This is a genomic window from Streptococcus sp. SN3 (assembly GCF_030439905.1).
Map to the genome: position 1 here is coordinate 160,561 of NZ_JAQFJF010000001.1, position 15,599 is coordinate 176,159.

Below are 15,599 nucleotides of genomic sequence, written 5' to 3' on the forward strand. Positions count from 1 at the left end.
TATAATAAGAATAGCAAATAAAACAAAAACCAAAAGACATAATCTTGGAAAGTTTTATTGGAGGAAAGAAAAATGATTAAAATTCTATTGGTAGAAGATGACCTTGGACTGTCAAACTCAGTTTTTGATTTTTTAGATGATTTTGCAGATGTAATGCAGGTTTTTGATGGTGAAGAAGGTCTATATGAAGCAGAAAGCGGTGTTTATGACCTCATCTTGCTGGATCTCATGCTGCCTGAAAAGGACGGTTTCCAAGTGCTGAAAGATCTCCGAGCAAAAGGAGTCACAACCCCTGTTCTCATCATGACGGCTAAGGAAAGCTTGGATGACAAAGGACATGGCTTTGAGCTCGGGGCTGATGACTATCTGACAAAACCTTTCTATTTGGAAGAACTGAAAATGCGGATCCAGGCGCTCTTGAAACGTGCTGGTAAATTCAACGAGAATACTCTTTCTTATGGTGATGTGACAGTCAATCTATCCACAAATTCAACATTGAAAGACGGTAAAGACGTTGAGTTGCTTGGTAAAGAGTTCGACCTCTTGGTTTATTTCCTGCAAAATCAAAATGTAATCTTGCCTAAGACCCAAATTTTTGACCGTCTGTGGGGCTTTGACAGTGATACCACTGTTTCCGTTGTTGAAGTGTACGTTTCCAAGATTCGTAAAAAACTGAAAGGAACGGCATTTGCGAAAAACCTACATACTCTTCGTAGTGTCGGCTACATTTTAAAAGATGCTGAATAAAATCAAGAAGACCTTTTATGCGGATGATTTCTCTTATTTCATTCGCTATTTTGGGTTGTTTACATTAATCTTTTCAGCCATGACCTTGATTATTATTCAGGTTATGCGCTCCAGCCTTTATACGTCAGTTGATGAAAATCTGAAAAACCTGAGTAATGATCCTAGTTCGGTAGCAGATTTGGCCTATCGGACGACAGGTCAGCAGTCTAATCCGAGCAATAAGGTCAACACTAAAAGTCCTAAAAGCAGTAAAGAGCCAGATGGCGATCCAAACGAAGAGCCTAAGCCTGACAATCTGACGACGCCAAATTTCAGTTCTAACACTTTCGCCTTGCTTTTGGATGATAATTATAAAAATATTTCCACCAGCAAGAGCGATGGCTTTCTGGACTTCAACTCGCTGGACTTTAACAAGTCCTATTTGAATCAGATCAAGGAAGTTGTGATTGGCAACAGCTTTGGCCAGACAGAAAGCTACCGGGCTTATCTCTTTGACATTGACCCCAATAATGAGTATCCTGATATCAAGTATGCTGTTGTCATGACTAGCATCAGCCAGCTGGAGCAGACTAGCGGCAAGCATGAGCAGTTGATTGCCATGGTCATGGTCAGCTTTTGGGGAATTTCCCTGATTGCCAGTATTTATCTGGCTCGGATGAGTGTTAAGCCCTTGCTGGAAAGTATTCAGAAGCAGAAGGCTTTCGTGGAAAATGCCAGCCACGAGCTGCGGACTCCTCTGGCGGTATTGCAGAGCCGCTTAGAAACGCTCTTTCGTAAGCCTGAAGCTACAATCATGCAGAGCAGTGAAAATATCGCTTCTAGCTTGGATGAAGTACGCAATATGCGCCTATTGACGACCAATCTTCTCAATCTGGCTCGTCGTGATGATGGTATCAAGCCCCAATATGGTGAAGTTGAACCGGAATTTTTTGATACAACCTTTGCTAATTACTGCATTATCGCAAGGGAAAATAAAAAAGCTTTTCATTCAGAAAATATGATCAAGCACCCTATTGTGACAGATCAAATTTTCCTCAAGCAGCTGATGACCATTCTATTTGACAATGCTATCAAGTACACAGATGATGACGGCGAAATCAGTGTCATGGCTGCTTCAACCGATCGTTATCTCATCTTTCGGGTAGCAGATAATGGACCTGGTATCAGCAACGAGGATAAGAAGAAGATTTTTGATCGCTTTTATCGGGTGGACAAGGCTCGGACCCGTCAGAAAGGTGGCTTTGGTCTGGGACTTTCTCTGGCCAAGCAGATTGTCGATGCTTTCAAGGGCACTATTTATGTCAAGGACAATAAACCAAAAGGTACGGTCTTTGAAGTTAAACTGCTACTGAAGGAAACGAAAAAGCGCTCTGTTAAATAGCAGAAGAGGCCTAATATGAACATTTTGGTTTATGGTGCTGGCACAATTGGTTTGACATACGCTTGGTTACTGTCTAATCAACATCAAGTTACTGTCTTAGTTAGAGAGCATAAGCTGTCGACTTTAGAGCAAGGCTTCACACTTTCTATTAAAGATTTAAGGAAAGACGAACAGGTCTATAAAGAACATCATTTTCAACCGCCATTGGTGACGAGCATTGATCAAGACTATGACCTGATTCTCTTAACGGTAAATAGTTTGCAACTAGAGCAGGCATTGGATCATTTGGCGGCTATAAAGGAAAAAGCTCATTTACTTATTTTACAGAATAACTGGAATATCAACTCCAAGATTCCTTCTTATTTGGACAGAAAGCAGGTGTCGTTAGCTTTTCCTTCTTCTGTTGGAGGAGGGCGAAAGAGTGATGGTCGGATCCAAGCTATCATTTTCAAAGAAGCTACGTTACTTGATGATGATTCTTACATATCAGAGTTGTCTTCTATCTTCACAGCTAGTGGGATAGGCATTGATGCTATGCCTGACTTGGCTTCTTGGATGAAGGTTCACTGCCTTCAGGAGGCGGTAATGGCAGGTGCAGTTGCAGAAGCGGGGAGTTTTGATGCACTCTTGAAAGATAAAAAAGCAATTCGAAAGATGATTTGCGCTTGGCGAGAAGGTTTAGAACTCTGTCAGCGATATGGCATTCCTAAACATCGTTATAAACCTACTAAATATCTATCCCTGCCCCTATTTCTCTTGGTTCCAGTAATGAAGTTCATGTTGAGTCAGCCGTTGGTTGCCGAAATGGTCACAAATCATATGCATTCAGGCTATGCCGAATGGGTTGATCAATATTTTGAAATCAAAAGAAGTGCTGAGAAAGAAAGCATTCCCATGCCTCAATGGAATTCGTATAGCGACTTCATTGAACAGTTTTTGAAAAACAATTCTTAGCAGGCCTTAATGGCTTGCTTTTTATCTGCTTTTATTTACTTTTTTAAAAATTTAATATAAGTTTTGCCCAAAATAGGGTATAATAATAGACAAGAAAGAATGAGGTGAAATTATGGCATCAAAAATGTTACATACTTGTTTGCGTGTGGAGAATTTGGAAGCGTCTATTGCTTTTTATGCAGAGGCTTTTGGTTTTAAGGAGCTTCGTCGCAAGGATTTTCCAGATTATCAGTTTACTATCGTTTATCTAGGTTTGGAAGGTGATGATTATGAGCTTGAACTGACCTATAACTATGACCATGGTCCTTATGTGATTGGGGACGGTTTTGCTCATGTGGCACTTAGCACGCCAGACTTGGAAGGTCTGCACGCTGAGCACAAGGCCAAAGGCTATGAAGTGACAGATCCAAAAGGTCTTCCTGGCAACCCGCCTAATTATTATTTTGTAAAAGATCCTGATGGCTACAAGGTGGAAGTCATTCGTGAGAAGAGTCTCTAACATCTAGCTGCAGTTAATTTTGCAAGATAAATGATGAATTTTATTCATTTAGGACAGGTGTATGAAAAGACAAAATAACAAGAAACACGGTAAGAAAACACTCATTGTTCTCAGCTTGCTAGGTTTAGCTTTTGTTGCTGCTCTATTTCTGGGTGCTGTAAAAATTTACGCTATTTTCCAAGAAAAGGAACTGCAAGAGAAAGTTAGTGTGCTGATTGCCCAAGAAGAGACCCTCCACGCTGAAAATACTGAAAAGCAGAGCAAGATGATTGGCAGCCACTATGTGGAGTCCTTTTATCCTCTGCTAGATGGACAGGTCGTGGCAAGCGTCAAGGAGCAGATGGACGCAGATAGCCAGACGATTAAGGATAATCAGAAGAAGGGCGATAAGATTGAGGAATTGACCTTCTACTATGCCGAGGAAAAAGAAACGAGCCTGAAGGATGTTAAAGAAGTACTGGTGCATCGCAAGGACTATCATGTCAAAGAGATGAAAATCAGTAAAGGAGAAGAGCGGGAAGTTGCTGACAGCTACCTTGGTGCAGACGGCAGCCCTTTCACTCTGGATAAGCTCTTTCAGGATCCTGATGCAGCTAAGGAAATCTTCATCAACGAAATATCCAGCCAGCTGACCTTTAGACAGGCCGATGAGGCGGTGCAGACGGAAATTCTCAACACCCTCAATGGGACGGAGTTGGGTCAGTTGTCCTTCCGTTATGAGTACAGCCATTTTTCTATTAAGCTGAGTAAGGAAGTGCAAGGCTTAACTAGCATTGACGTTCCTTTGTCTAGCTTCTATGACCAGATCAATGCGGACTATCTGACTGGAGATGACTTGGCAGCTTATCAGAGTTTCGAGGCTAAGAAGCATGTGAAAATGGTTGCTCTGACCTTTGATGACGGTCCAGATCCTAAGACAACACCGCAGGCTCTGGATATCCTTAAGAAATACGGTGCCAAGGCGACCTTCTTTATGGTTGGGCAAAACATTGCTGGTAATGAAGCGATTGTCAAGCGCGTGCACAATGAAGGTCATCAGATTGGGATTCATACATGGGACCATCCAGTCTTAACCAAACTACCTCTGGAGACAGCCCAAAAAGAAATCCTTGATACACAGACCGCTATTAACAATGTCATAGGCATCAAGCCAACGATTACGCGGCCTCCTTATGGAGCTATTAATGCTACAATTCAAAATTCGGTTGACCAGTCCTTTATCATGTGGAATGTGGACAGCCTAGACTGGAAGACACGCAATACTAAAGCTATTATGCAAGAGATTGCTAAAACCCAGCCAGGTTCAATTATCCTCATGCATGATATTCACCAGACCAGTATTGACGCTCTGCCAAGTGTCCTCGAATATCTGAAGAGTAATGGCTATACTTTGGTAACGGTCGATGAGCTGCTGGAAGGCCAGATAGAGCCGCATCGTATTTATTACGGCAGAGACTAAGACGGTCTTGGGGTTAGATGTTTGAAATCGTTGTTGGCAATGAGTAAAAGCAAAAAGCTTTGGAAACATGAGATTTCCAAAGCTTTTTTTAGCTTAACTCGTTACATAAAGCTCTTGATTTTTTAATACAATTTCTCGGACGGTGGCGTATTTTTTCAATGTTTTCAGCTCTTCTGGATGGCTGATGAAGGTAATCACATAGCCTTCCTTGCCCATGCGGCCGGTTCGTCCAGAGCGGTGGGTATAGGTTTCTAAATCGCGCGGAAGCTCATAATTGACGACACATTCTAGCGAGTCAATATCAATGCCGCGAGCAACCAAGTCAGTTGCTAGCAGGAGAGTAATCTGGTGTTCTTTGAACTTATCCAGAATCACCTTGCGGAACTTAACGTTGACATCGCTGGCAAGAGAAACGGCATTGGCTTCATGATATTGGAGTTTTTCCTCAGCACTGCCTAGGTCTGACAGAGCGTTGAAAAAGACCAGTCCGCGGAAATCTTCAACATTGGATAACTTACGGAGCAAGTCCACCTTATCACGTTTTTCGACTTGCATGTAAAAGTGCTGGATGTTGTCCAAAACTTGGTCGTCAATGCTGATTTCTAGAGTGTTTTCAGCAATCTTATCGTGGTCGAACTTAGCGGTGGCGCTCATATATACCAGCTGGTGGTCACGAGGCGCATAGTGGGTGATTTTATCTACAAAGTGATACTGAGAATCGCTGAGCAGCTGGTCAAATTCGTCCAAAATGATGGTTTCGACATTCATCATCTTGATTTTCTTGAGCTTGACCAACTCAAAAATCCGTCCAGGCGTTCCGATGATAATTTCCGGACCTTTCTTGAGGCGCTCGATTTGTCGCTTCTGACTGGAACCGGAGAGCAGGAGTTGAGCTGTCAGCCCTAAAGGTTCCGCCCAAGTCTTGCAGACCTCAAAAATTTGTCCAGCCAACTCGGTGTTAGGAGCTAAAATCAAGAGCTGTTGTGCTTTTCTAGGTGTCAGCTTGAGCAGACTGGGAAAGAGATAGGCCAGAGTTTTGCCAGTACCAGTCGGACTGATTCCCAGCACCGTATCACCTGCAGAAATAGGCTCAAACATCTTCTCTTGAATAGCCGTCAAATCTTCAAAGCCTAGCTGAGCCAGCTGATTGTGCCAGCTAGGGGGAAATTGTTCCTTAATCATCATCAACCTCAAATCTAATGCCAGCGTCCTTGCGCATGGCAAATAAGCTTTCATGAACAGCCGCTGCCGCATTCAACCATTTCTCATAATCCGCATCCTGTCCACCCTTGAGCACTCGGGCGAAAGCCTGAGCCTCTTCCAGCATGGTGTGGGAAGCACGCTGGATAGTCAGCACCTCCTCTTGACCGTCCAGACTTTGCCAAATAGCAGAGCTGATAAATTCAATCCCATCTAAAGTCAGAGTTCCCTGATCCGTGTAAATCTCTGCAGGTAGATTGCTGTTTATATTTTTACCGGCCTGAATCTGAACTTGAAAATCTGGATAGATGAGACAGCCGGCTCCATTTAAATCAATCGTATTGGCTAGCTGCTGGGCGCTGTAGCGAGCGAAGCGAGGATGGCCGAAGAGTCTGATAGCCGCATAGACAGGATAGACACCCAAGTCCATCAAAGCACCGCCAGAAAACTTAGCTGAGAAAACATTGGGCTGCTCTCCTGCAAGCAGAGCTTGCATTTTTGAAGAATACTTGGCGTAGGTAAAGTTAGCTCCTAAGACAGTCTTGTCCTTGAGGAAATCACTAATCGTATCAAAGGCCTGCTCATGATAGTTGCGGGCAGCTTCAAAGAGATAGACTTGGTGGTCGTCAGCCAGCTTGATCAATTCCCGCCATTCTTTGGGACGAGAAACTGCCGGCTTTTCAACAATGACATGTTTACGAGCCAGAATGGCTACCTTGGCATGCTTGAAATGCAGGCTGTTGGGACTGGCGATATAAACGACATCGATATCAGACGACAGAAAGTCCAGCATTTCAGTAAAAATGGCCGTATTTTCATAGTTTTGCACAAAGCGCTCAGCAGAAGCCAGAGCACGAGAGTAGACAGCTGCCAGCTGATAGTCGCCTGTTGAGTGAGCGGCCTTGATGAACTCATGAGAAATAGAACCTGTTCCGATGATTCCAAGTTTGAACATAAAAACCTCCTTTTTCTATTTTTAAGCATGTACTTTTTTTATTTTAGCTCTTTCATTATAACATGAATTGCGGTAAAATAGATAAGATAACAAGAGATGGAGCTTATAATGCAAAATAGACCTATTATTATTGGTGTAACTGGTGGTTCCGGAGGCGGAAAGACCAGTGTTTCTCGAGCAATTTTGGCTAATTTTCCAAACGAAAATATTGCCATGATTGAGCATGACTCCTACTATAAGGATCAGACACATCTGACTTTTGAGGAGCGGGTGAAGACCAACTATGACCATCCTTTTGCCTTTGACACGGACCTGATGATTGAGCAAATCAAGGAGCTCTTGGCTGGTCGGCCTGTGGATATTCCTACTTATGACTATACGGAGCATACCCGCAGCAAAAAGACCTATCGTCAGGAGCCTCAGGATGTGTTCATCGTTGAGGGGATTTTGGTCTTAGAGGACCAGCGCCTGAGAGATTTGATGGATATTAAGATCTTTGTGGACACAGATGATGATGTTCGGATTATCCGTCGGATTAAGCGGGACATGGAAGAGCGCGGCCGCAGTTTGGATAGCGTTATCGAACAGTATTTGGGTGTCGTTAAGCCTATGTACCATCAGTTCATCGAGCCGACCAAGCGTTATGCGGATGTCATCATTCCAGAGGGAGCTTCTAATAAGGTGGCTATTGACCTGATTACGACCAAGATTGAAAAAATCCTTAAGGAAGCCAGAGAAGGCTAGGACAGGCAGCTTTCTAGCTCTGTCATTTGAGGAAATAAAAGTTTGTGAATCTGGTGAATCGCAGTAGCTGCAAGGTTTTGAAATATAATCTAGCAAGGGGAAGTGGACGGACTGAAATCTAGGATTTTCGGAGTCTGGTCACTCCCTTATTTTGTAGGTGGTTTATGAAACAATTTGTAAAAAGAGAGTTTCACTCTCGTTCAAAATTTTTTGCCTGCCTCTTGACCTTTTGTGCAGGATTTATTGACGCCTATACCTTCATTGAGAGGGGAGGCACCTTGGTGGCAGGTCAGACGGGAAATGTCGTTTTCCTTTCGGTTGAACTCATCAATCAAGAGACAAGAGGAATTGAAGTTAAATTGGCAACTATGCTGGCCTTTATGCTGGGGATTTTTCTGATGACCGTTTTTCAGCATCACTTTGAGCATTCTTGGCGCAGACTGTCCAGTGTTTTTCCTCTGATATTGACGACAGTTATCGCTGGATTTTTGCCAGCAAATGTACCCCATCTCTATATCGTGCCACCACTGGCTTTCTGTATGGGCCTAGTTGCGACCGCTTTTGGCGAGGTGGATGGCATTGTCTATAACAATTCTTTTATGACGGGGAATATCAAGAAAACCATGGTAGCTTTTGGCAACTATGCTCGAAACAAGAAAGGGAAAGATTTGAAAGAAGGCCTTTTCTTTGTAGCCCTACTGGCAAGCTTTGTAGTTGGAGCCATCATCTCTACCTATCTGATTCAGTTTTACCTCTTGAAGACCATCTGGCTTGTTTCTCTGATTCTAACAGCCTTTCTCGTTTTCCGAGGCATTCAATATATGAGGAGATGAGGGTGTATATTCTTCTTAGAAACGAAGTGACTTAAGAAGTGATACTGTGAAATTCATAGAAAGTAGTAGAATATAAGAAAAAATGATGAAAAAAAGTAAAATGGCTACTCTATCAATCGTAGCGCTAACCACTTCTATGGTCGTAGGAGGGACGATTCTGACAGTTCAAAACAAAAGTTTATTCACAGATGGAATTTTCGATTTAAGAAGTCCAAGAGAGAAACAACTAGCTTATTTGAAGGAGCATAAAAAAGAAATAGAAGATTTTGTGAAGTCTTTAAATCCTAAAGTGGAGTCTGTTCAAATTGCTTGGGAAGAAACACGTTGGGAAGAAATAGGAAATGGAACACCGCAGGGTGAAGGTAATGTTATTCGAGTTTTTGGTGGTTTTAATCATATCAAAGATTCAAGTTGGAGTGTTTTGGTTTACATAAAAGATGGAAAGAACAATAAAGAAGATTTTATTGAAGGAATTGGAAGTGGGAGTCCGCTTCGTGTAGGAGGAAGAGGATTTGGCGAAGAGTAATTTAAAAAACTTTCATAATTTCTACGCAAATTTAGCGCAGTTTGTAAATTTCATATTTTACGGAATACTTTTCAAAATTATTTTTTAATGCATTCATGATATAATAATAGTAACTTCTCTTTACTTTGGAGGATAAATAATGAAAAAAAATAGATTAGCTATTCTTGCGATAGCAACCACTCTAGTCATAGGAGGGACGATTATGACAGTTCAAAACAAAAGTTTATTCACAGATGAGACTTTCGATTTGAGAAGTCCAAAAGAGAAACAGCTAGCTTATTTAAAAAAGCATGAAGAAGAAATGGCTGAATTTGTTAAATCCAGAAATCCTAAAGTTAAAAGTGTTCAGTTTGACTGGGGTAGTTTGACAATTGAGGATATAGGTAACGGAACTCCTCAAGGTGGGGGGAATATACTAACTTTAAGCGGAAGAATTAATAATATTGAAGATTCTGAATTTACTCTGGGTTTCCCGCTAGAACATAATAGAAACAGTATTCCTGATATTAAGAGAATTTCTGAAATGCAACCGATAAGAGTCTTGAAAGGCAATGTATGGGATATTTATGAGTAATAGTAATTTAAAAACTTTTGATAATTTTTATGGAGATTTAGCGCAGTCGGCTTATACTGGTCGTCCTAATAATTTTCCACCTAAAAATAACTCAACCAAAGTAAAAGTATTTGATTTCTCAAAAGAAGTAATTTATGATGAAGAAATCACCCCTGGAGGTAAGAATCTTCCTTATGATGGCAGGGTCTATTTACAACCTGATTCTGATTTGCACGATGTCAATAAAATTACCACCGTACCAGTACCTGATACGAACGGTATGAGACGTGAGCCACGTATTGTAGACAGCTATCAAAAGGGGTTAATGACTGACGAAAAAGCGGGCTTTAATTCTTATTTTTTAACGGATACGCCGACGTTGGGAAAAGATACCAAGAAAACTTATATGGCTATTCGAGGTAGCGATGGTTTTAACTTAGATAAGATACTTGAGCGGGGCATCAAAGCACTAAATTTGAATGATTGGATAGATAATGACGCTCAGTTTGCGTTTAATCACATCCATATTCCACAAGCTCCTTTGGCAACCGAGGCCATGAAAACTCGTATCCAAGAAATGAGAGAGAAAGCGCCTAATGCAACAATGGATCTTTCAGCACATTCGCTAGGGACCATGGTGACGGTTCAAGGAATAGCTGGATTGAGCAGTAATGATTTAGATAAGATTGGAAGAGTGGTCCTCTTTGATGGTCCGGATACTACCAAAAGCCTTTTAAAAATGGGATTAACTCCCGATCAAATCAAAGCCATAGGTAAAAAAATTGAATATTATGTCAATCCCTTTGACATGGTGAGTATGCTTAATAGAGAATATACAATTGCTCATTTACCTGAGGACGGTGAGCAATATCATGTAAGAGGTGAAGGTGGACCTGTTGGTAAAGTTAATATTGTGGTTCCCTTATACTATACCCAGAGTTTCGATTCTGAGAGTGCCCATGATTTTGGTGTTTTTCAGGGAGACGGTAAAAGTTCTTTTTTGACCGCTTCTGCTGATTATCATCCAGAACTGCTGAGAGCGGGTGAAAAGCTAGCTCGTCTAATTGCTAAAACTCTGGATGCTCTTCGAAAACTGGGAGTTGATGAAGAAACCGCTTCAAATATATTCAATTCTCTAATGAAAGGAGATCTTCCTGATAGGGCTGTTTTGGGGTATGCCTTCTATCATCAATTTGAGACAGAATACAAGGAAATTATTAGGGTTGCTCGCTTGGAATCTATGGCTTGGGATCGTGAAGCTATTACTCGCTATCAGGAACAGTTGGGAAATGGCAATCTTACAGGAGAAGATAGAATTTTGGTTCGTGCTCGTCTCCTTCAGACTGCAGCACAGCTGGCTATCTTTGAAATGGAAGATAAAGTTAAGCATGTCCAAACCTTATTGTCGGATGCCAAAGAATTTGTCCAAAATACAGTAAAGGATACGAGTACAGAGGCGATGGGAATGGTGACCTATCTGAGTGGTACAGAGGTAGCGAGTTTATTGGCTGATTTTAATGTTTCTCGTTTTTGGGATGATACGATTGAAAGCAACACAGAGACATCTGCAAAAGGCTTTATGACAGAGATTGAACAGTTGGGAATGACTTTGGTTAGAGCTAGTGGAGATTTTGCAGCAGTCGATACTCAGCAAGCTGAGGATTTCAATAATCTCTTGGCAGATGTAAAAGGAACATGGAGGGGTAAGAATGGTTCTGATAGTAAATGATGATGCCCTCATAACTAAAGCGGAGTTGGCAAAACAGTTTAAAGAAAAGATGAAAGAGCAGGAGCGGCAAGCTATCAAGGCTTTGATAGCAGCCAAAGAGCAGCTTATTCTTGCTAAAGGAGCGGAGTTAGCAACTCAGCTACAGGCGGCGGCTTTGGATATGAAAAATTATGCTTCTACTAACTATGTTAAAAACATTCAGGGTGGATTTGAAGGTAAGGCAGCGCAAGCTGCTGAAACTCATCTAACTCAGACGATGCAGATGCCTTCTTTGGATAGCCCGATTAAGGGTTAGGAGGTGAGGCAATGCTGAATAAAAAGAAGCTTCAGGAACTGGAAGATGAACATGCTCTAAAAATGCGTGAGTTTGATCGAGCAGAGACAGACTTAGATACATACTACTATAAGTTTGACAGAGAGACGAACAAACTCTTAGATGCGATTTCTTATGCATGTAGAGAGGTTCCTTTGACAGCGGTTCAACCTTATATTTTTCAAATAGAGGATAATCTGGATCAATACCATCAGCAATACAAAAGGCGCATAGACGATGTTCTAGAAGCTCGCTATCAGGAGAACAGACGCTTTCAGAATAAGCTGGATGAAGTGAGTAAATGAATCAAAATACTAAGAAAATTGGAAGAAGTGAGACTTACCCTGCTTCTTTTTCTTTCTCTTATTTTTGCTAATCTCCTCAAAAATAATCCAGCATATTAAAAATTTTCAGAAAATATCGACTTTTTCTTGACAGGTTTATGATACTGTGTTAAAATACTAAACAATAAGAAACCATCTCAAAAAGGAGTTAGTCAAACATGAAGTCAACCCAATCTTCAAGCTTTGCTTTGTTGTTGCGTTACTCGGGCTAGTGCAAAAGCATTAGTCCTGTTTGGCTTACCAAGCGGGAGTAAATCAACATCTCGCTTGTTCCTCAAGTGAGATGTTTTTTATTTCACCTATCTTACCTCAAACTCTGATGAGGAAGAAATGGTTTCTAAAGGAGCGACGGGAGTGGGGCTACATCTTGATTTTTCTGAAATCAATTTGTCTCATACCGTCTCAGTCATTGAACACGACCTAGAAGTTGGGGAAGAGTTTTTCCTAAATGGTCTATGTATCTTAGAAAAGGAGTTGTCTATGACACGCAAAGTTGAGTTTTTTGATACCAGCCTCCGGGATGGTGAGCAGACACCAGGAGTGAATTTCTCTATCAAGGAGAAGGTGGCTATTGCCAAGCAGTTAGAGAAGTGGGGGATTTCAGTCGTTGAAGCCGGTTTTCCAGCTGCGAGTCCAGATTCTTTTGCGGCGGTGCAGGAGATTGCTAAAGTCATCACTAAAGCTTCCGTCACTGGTCTGGCGCGTTCGGTTAAATCTGACATTGATGCCTGCTACGAGGCGCTCAAGGATGCCAAGCATCCACAGATTCATGTCTTCATTGCGACCAGTCCTATTCACAGAGAGTTTAAGCTGAAAAAGTCCAAGGAAGAGATTTTAGAAGCTGTGAAAGAGCATGTCTCCTACGCGCGCTCCAAGTTCGATATAGTCGAGTTTTCACCAGAGGATGCGACACGAACAGAGCTGGATTTCCTTTTTCAGGTGGTACAAACAGCGGTTGATGCAGGTGCGTCTTATATCAATATTCCAGATACAGTCGGCTTTACCACGCCAGAAGAGTTTGCAAATATTTTCGACTACCTAGTGGCAAATGTGACTTCTGATCATAAGGTGGTATTTGGTGTTCATTGCCATGATGACCTTGGTATGGCAACGGCCAATACTTTGACGGCTATCAAGCATGGTGCTGGTCGTGTTCAGGGAACTATCAATGGAATCGGTGAGCGCGCTGGAAATGTAGCATTGGAAGAAGTAGCAGTTGCCTTAGAGATTCGCCAGGACTATTACCAGGTTGAGACAGACATTGTCCTTAATGAAACCATCAACACTTCAGAGCTGGTATCCCGCTTCTCAGGTATTCCAGTGCCTAAGAACAAGGCGGTTGTTGGTGGCAATGCCTTCTCTCATGAGTCCGGTATCCATCAGGATGGTGTTCTTAAGAATCCACTGACCTATGAAATCATCACACCAGAGTTGGTTGGAGTCAAGAGCAATTCACTGCCGCTTGGCAAACTGTCTGGCCGCCATGCCTTTGTCGAAAAACTCAAAGAACTGGCTCTGGACTTTGCGGAATCTGAAATCAATGATCTCTTTGCTAAATTTAAGGTCTTGGCTGATAAGAAAAATGAAGTCACGGATGCTGATATTCGGGCTCTGATTGCTGGAACGACCGTCGAAAATCCTGAAGGCTTCCACTTTGATGATCTGCAGCTCACGACCAACGACGACCATACCATCACAGCGGATGTGCAGCTGGTTAATGGCGACGGCGAGACGGTCAGCTGTGTGGCAGAAGGTAAGGGAAGTGTCGAAGCTATCTTTAATGCCATTGACCAATTCTTTAACCAGTCCGTCCAACTTTTGTCTTATAACATCGAGGCGGTAACGGATGGTATTGACTCTCAGGCACGCGTCTTGGTAGCTGTTGAAAATACGGATACAGATACGATTTTCAACTCCTCTGGTATTGACTTTGATGTTCTTAAGGCCAGCGCCATTGCCTATATCCATGCCAATACCTTTGTGCAAAAGGAAAATGCTGGTGAAATCGGCCATCAGGTATCTTATCGCGATCTGCCTGCAAATAATTAGAAGGAAGCAACTATGACAAAAGAAATTGTAGCTCTGGCGGGTGACGGTATCGGTCCAGAAATCATGGAAGCCGGTCTCCAAGTACTGGCTGCTGTTGCGGACAAGTTCGGTTTTACTTATCATATCACGGAGAAAGCTTTTGGGGGTGCTGGTATTGATGCGGAAGGTCATCCTCTCCCTCAGTCAACTCTGGTAGCAGCCAAGGAGGCGGATGCTATTCTCCTAGCAGCTATCGGTAGTCCCCAGTATGATAATGCTCCAGTTCGGCCGGAGCAAGGTTTGCTTGCTCTGCGGAAGGAACTTGAACTCTATGCCAATATCCGTCCAGTTAAGATTTTCGATGCTCTGAAGCATTTGTCGCCTTTGAAGGCTGAAAGAATTGCTGGTGTGGACTTTGTGGTCGTGCGCGAGCTGACTGGTGGGATTTACTTTGGTGAGCATATTTTGGAGGATAGAACCGCGCGGGATATCAACGACTACAGCTATGAAGAGGTGGAGCGGATTGTCCGTAAGGCCTTTGACATTGCGCGTGGTCGCAGAAAGCGCGTGACCAGTATTGACAAGCAAAATGTGTTAGCGACATCCAAACTCTGGCGCAGAGTAGCAGATGAGGTGGCCAAGGATTATCCAGACGTGACCTTGGAGCACCAGCTGGTGGACAGCGCTGCTATGCTCATGATTACCAATCCTGCTAAGTTTGATGTCGTCGTAACGGAAAATCTCTTTGGGGATATTCTTTCAGACGAGTCCAGCGTCTTGTCGGGAACGCTGGGAGTTATGCCATCGGCCAGTCATTCGGCTGCAGGACCCAGTCTTTACGAGCCTATCCATGGTTCAGCTCCAGATATTGCAGGGCAAGGCATTGCCAATCCTATCAGTATGATTCTTTCAGTAGCCATGATGCTGCGGGATAGTTTTGCAGAGCTTGAAGCTGCAGAAGCGATTGAAGCAGCGGTGGAAAAGACTTTGGCTCAAGGGATTTTAACGCGAGATCTTGGCGGTCAGGCGACAACAGCTCAAATGACGGAGGCCATTATCAATAACTTATGAAATGGATATTAACGGGTATTTGCCTGCTATGGAACCTTGTCGTTTTCCTGCTTTATGGTTGGGATAAGCGAAAGGCTAAGAAAAATCACTATCGCATTCCAGAGAAAACTTTGCTACTGTCAGCTTTGGCAGCCGCAGGTTTGGGCGCTTTATTAGGCGGTCGCCTCTTTCACCATAAGACCAGAAAATGGTATTTCTGGTTGGCTTGGATTTGCGGAATAATAGTGGAAATCGGAATTTTATATTACATATGGAGAAGCTAG

Annotated in this window: 17 protein-coding genes; 15 read left to right on the forward strand and 2 right to left on the reverse strand. The window is 42.6% G+C overall.

Going from position 1 to position 15,599, the window contains the following annotated elements:
- Positions 1-72: 72 nt before the first annotated feature.
- The 5 genes from PCY71_RS00620 (at position 73) to PCY71_RS00640 (ending at position 5,040) form a co-directional block, all read left to right on the forward strand.
- Positions 73-747, forward strand: coding sequence for a response regulator transcription factor (locus PCY71_RS00620; RefSeq protein ID WP_002895755.1), 675 nt, complete (start codon positions 73-75; stop codon positions 745-747).
- Positions 737-2,128 (forward strand): cell wall metabolism sensor histidine kinase WalK, encoded by a 1,392-nt coding sequence (locus tag PCY71_RS00625; RefSeq protein WP_125342271.1) that lies wholly within the window; start codon positions 737-739, stop codon positions 2,126-2,128. The genes PCY71_RS00620 and PCY71_RS00625 overlap by 11 nt, the downstream gene beginning before the upstream one ends.
- A 15-nt stretch (positions 2,129-2,143) precedes the next feature.
- A complete protein-coding gene (locus tag PCY71_RS00630) occupies positions 2,144-3,082 on the forward strand; it encodes a ketopantoate reductase family protein (RefSeq protein ID WP_125342270.1) in 939 nt (312 codons plus the stop codon).
- A gap of 112 nt (positions 3,083-3,194) precedes the next feature.
- Positions 3,195-3,581 carry a VOC family protein gene (locus PCY71_RS00635; RefSeq protein ID WP_002895748.1) on the forward strand — a complete coding sequence of 129 codons (387 nt, stop codon included), beginning with the start codon at positions 3,195-3,197 and terminating at the stop codon, positions 3,579-3,581.
- A 61-nt stretch (positions 3,582-3,642) separates the two neighbouring features.
- Positions 3,643-5,040, forward strand: coding sequence for a polysaccharide deacetylase family protein (locus tag PCY71_RS00640; protein ID WP_048773170.1), 1,398 nt, complete (start codon positions 3,643-3,645; stop codon positions 5,038-5,040).
- A 93-nt stretch (positions 5,041-5,133) separates the two neighbouring features.
- Here the strand turns inward: PCY71_RS00640 and PCY71_RS00645 are convergent, their stop codons facing one another.
- Both PCY71_RS00645 and PCY71_RS00650 read right to left on the reverse strand, forming a co-directional pair.
- Complete coding sequence (locus PCY71_RS00645; protein ID WP_048773173.1) at positions 5,134-6,225, reverse strand: DEAD/DEAH box helicase; 1,092 nt, start codon at positions 6,223-6,225, stop codon at positions 5,134-5,136.
- Positions 6,215-7,195 carry a Gfo/Idh/MocA family protein gene (locus tag PCY71_RS00650; protein WP_048773176.1) on the reverse strand — a complete coding sequence of 327 codons (981 nt, stop codon included), beginning with the start codon at positions 7,193-7,195 and terminating at the stop codon, positions 6,215-6,217. The genes PCY71_RS00645 and PCY71_RS00650 overlap by 11 nt, the downstream gene beginning before the upstream one ends.
- 108 nt (positions 7,196-7,303) lie before the next feature.
- On the opposite strand from PCY71_RS00650, the gene udk reads away from it, so the two are divergent.
- The 10 genes from udk (at position 7,304) to PCY71_RS00700 (ending at position 15,599) form a co-directional block, all read left to right on the forward strand.
- Complete coding sequence (udk, locus tag PCY71_RS00655) at positions 7,304-7,939, forward strand: uridine kinase (protein WP_032909529.1); 636 nt, start codon at positions 7,304-7,306, stop codon at positions 7,937-7,939.
- A 164-nt stretch (positions 7,940-8,103) separates the two neighbouring features.
- A complete protein-coding gene (locus PCY71_RS00660) occupies positions 8,104-8,772 on the forward strand; it encodes a YoaK family protein (RefSeq protein ID WP_048773180.1) in 669 nt (222 codons plus the stop codon).
- An 85-nt stretch (positions 8,773-8,857) separates the two neighbouring features.
- Positions 8,858-9,298 carry a hypothetical protein gene (locus tag PCY71_RS00665; protein WP_009660452.1) on the forward strand — a complete coding sequence of 147 codons (441 nt, stop codon included), beginning with the start codon at positions 8,858-8,860 and terminating at the stop codon, positions 9,296-9,298.
- A gap of 139 nt (positions 9,299-9,437) precedes the next feature.
- A complete protein-coding gene (locus PCY71_RS00670) occupies positions 9,438-9,872 on the forward strand; it encodes a hypothetical protein (protein WP_002909948.1) in 435 nt (144 codons plus the stop codon).
- The gene (locus tag PCY71_RS00675; RefSeq protein WP_048773184.1) at positions 9,865-11,580 is read left to right on the forward strand and encodes a cutinase family protein; all 1,716 of its coding nucleotides are present in this window, start codon (positions 9,865-9,867) and stop codon (positions 11,578-11,580) included. The genes PCY71_RS00670 and PCY71_RS00675 overlap by 8 nt, the downstream gene beginning before the upstream one ends.
- Entirely contained in the window at positions 11,561-11,875 is a 315-nt protein-coding gene (locus PCY71_RS00680; protein WP_009660286.1) for a hypothetical protein, read from the forward strand. Before PCY71_RS00675 ends, PCY71_RS00680 begins: the two co-directional genes overlap by 20 nt.
- 11 nt (positions 11,876-11,886) lie before the next feature.
- Entirely contained in the window at positions 11,887-12,198 is a 312-nt protein-coding gene (locus tag PCY71_RS00685; RefSeq protein ID WP_009660319.1) for a hypothetical protein, read from the forward strand.
- 519 nt (positions 12,199-12,717) lie between these two features.
- On the forward strand, positions 12,718-14,286 hold the full coding sequence (locus PCY71_RS00690; protein WP_301412451.1) for a 2-isopropylmalate synthase: 1,569 nt from the start codon (positions 12,718-12,720) through the stop codon (positions 14,284-14,286).
- 12 nt (positions 14,287-14,298) lie between these two features.
- Complete coding sequence (gene leuB / locus PCY71_RS00695; protein WP_301412363.1) at positions 14,299-15,336, forward strand: 3-isopropylmalate dehydrogenase; 1,038 nt, start codon at positions 14,299-14,301, stop codon at positions 15,334-15,336.
- Positions 15,333-15,599, forward strand: coding sequence for a DUF1294 domain-containing protein (locus PCY71_RS00700; RefSeq protein WP_101771275.1), 267 nt, complete (start codon positions 15,333-15,335; stop codon positions 15,597-15,599). The genes leuB and PCY71_RS00700 overlap by 4 nt, the downstream gene beginning before the upstream one ends.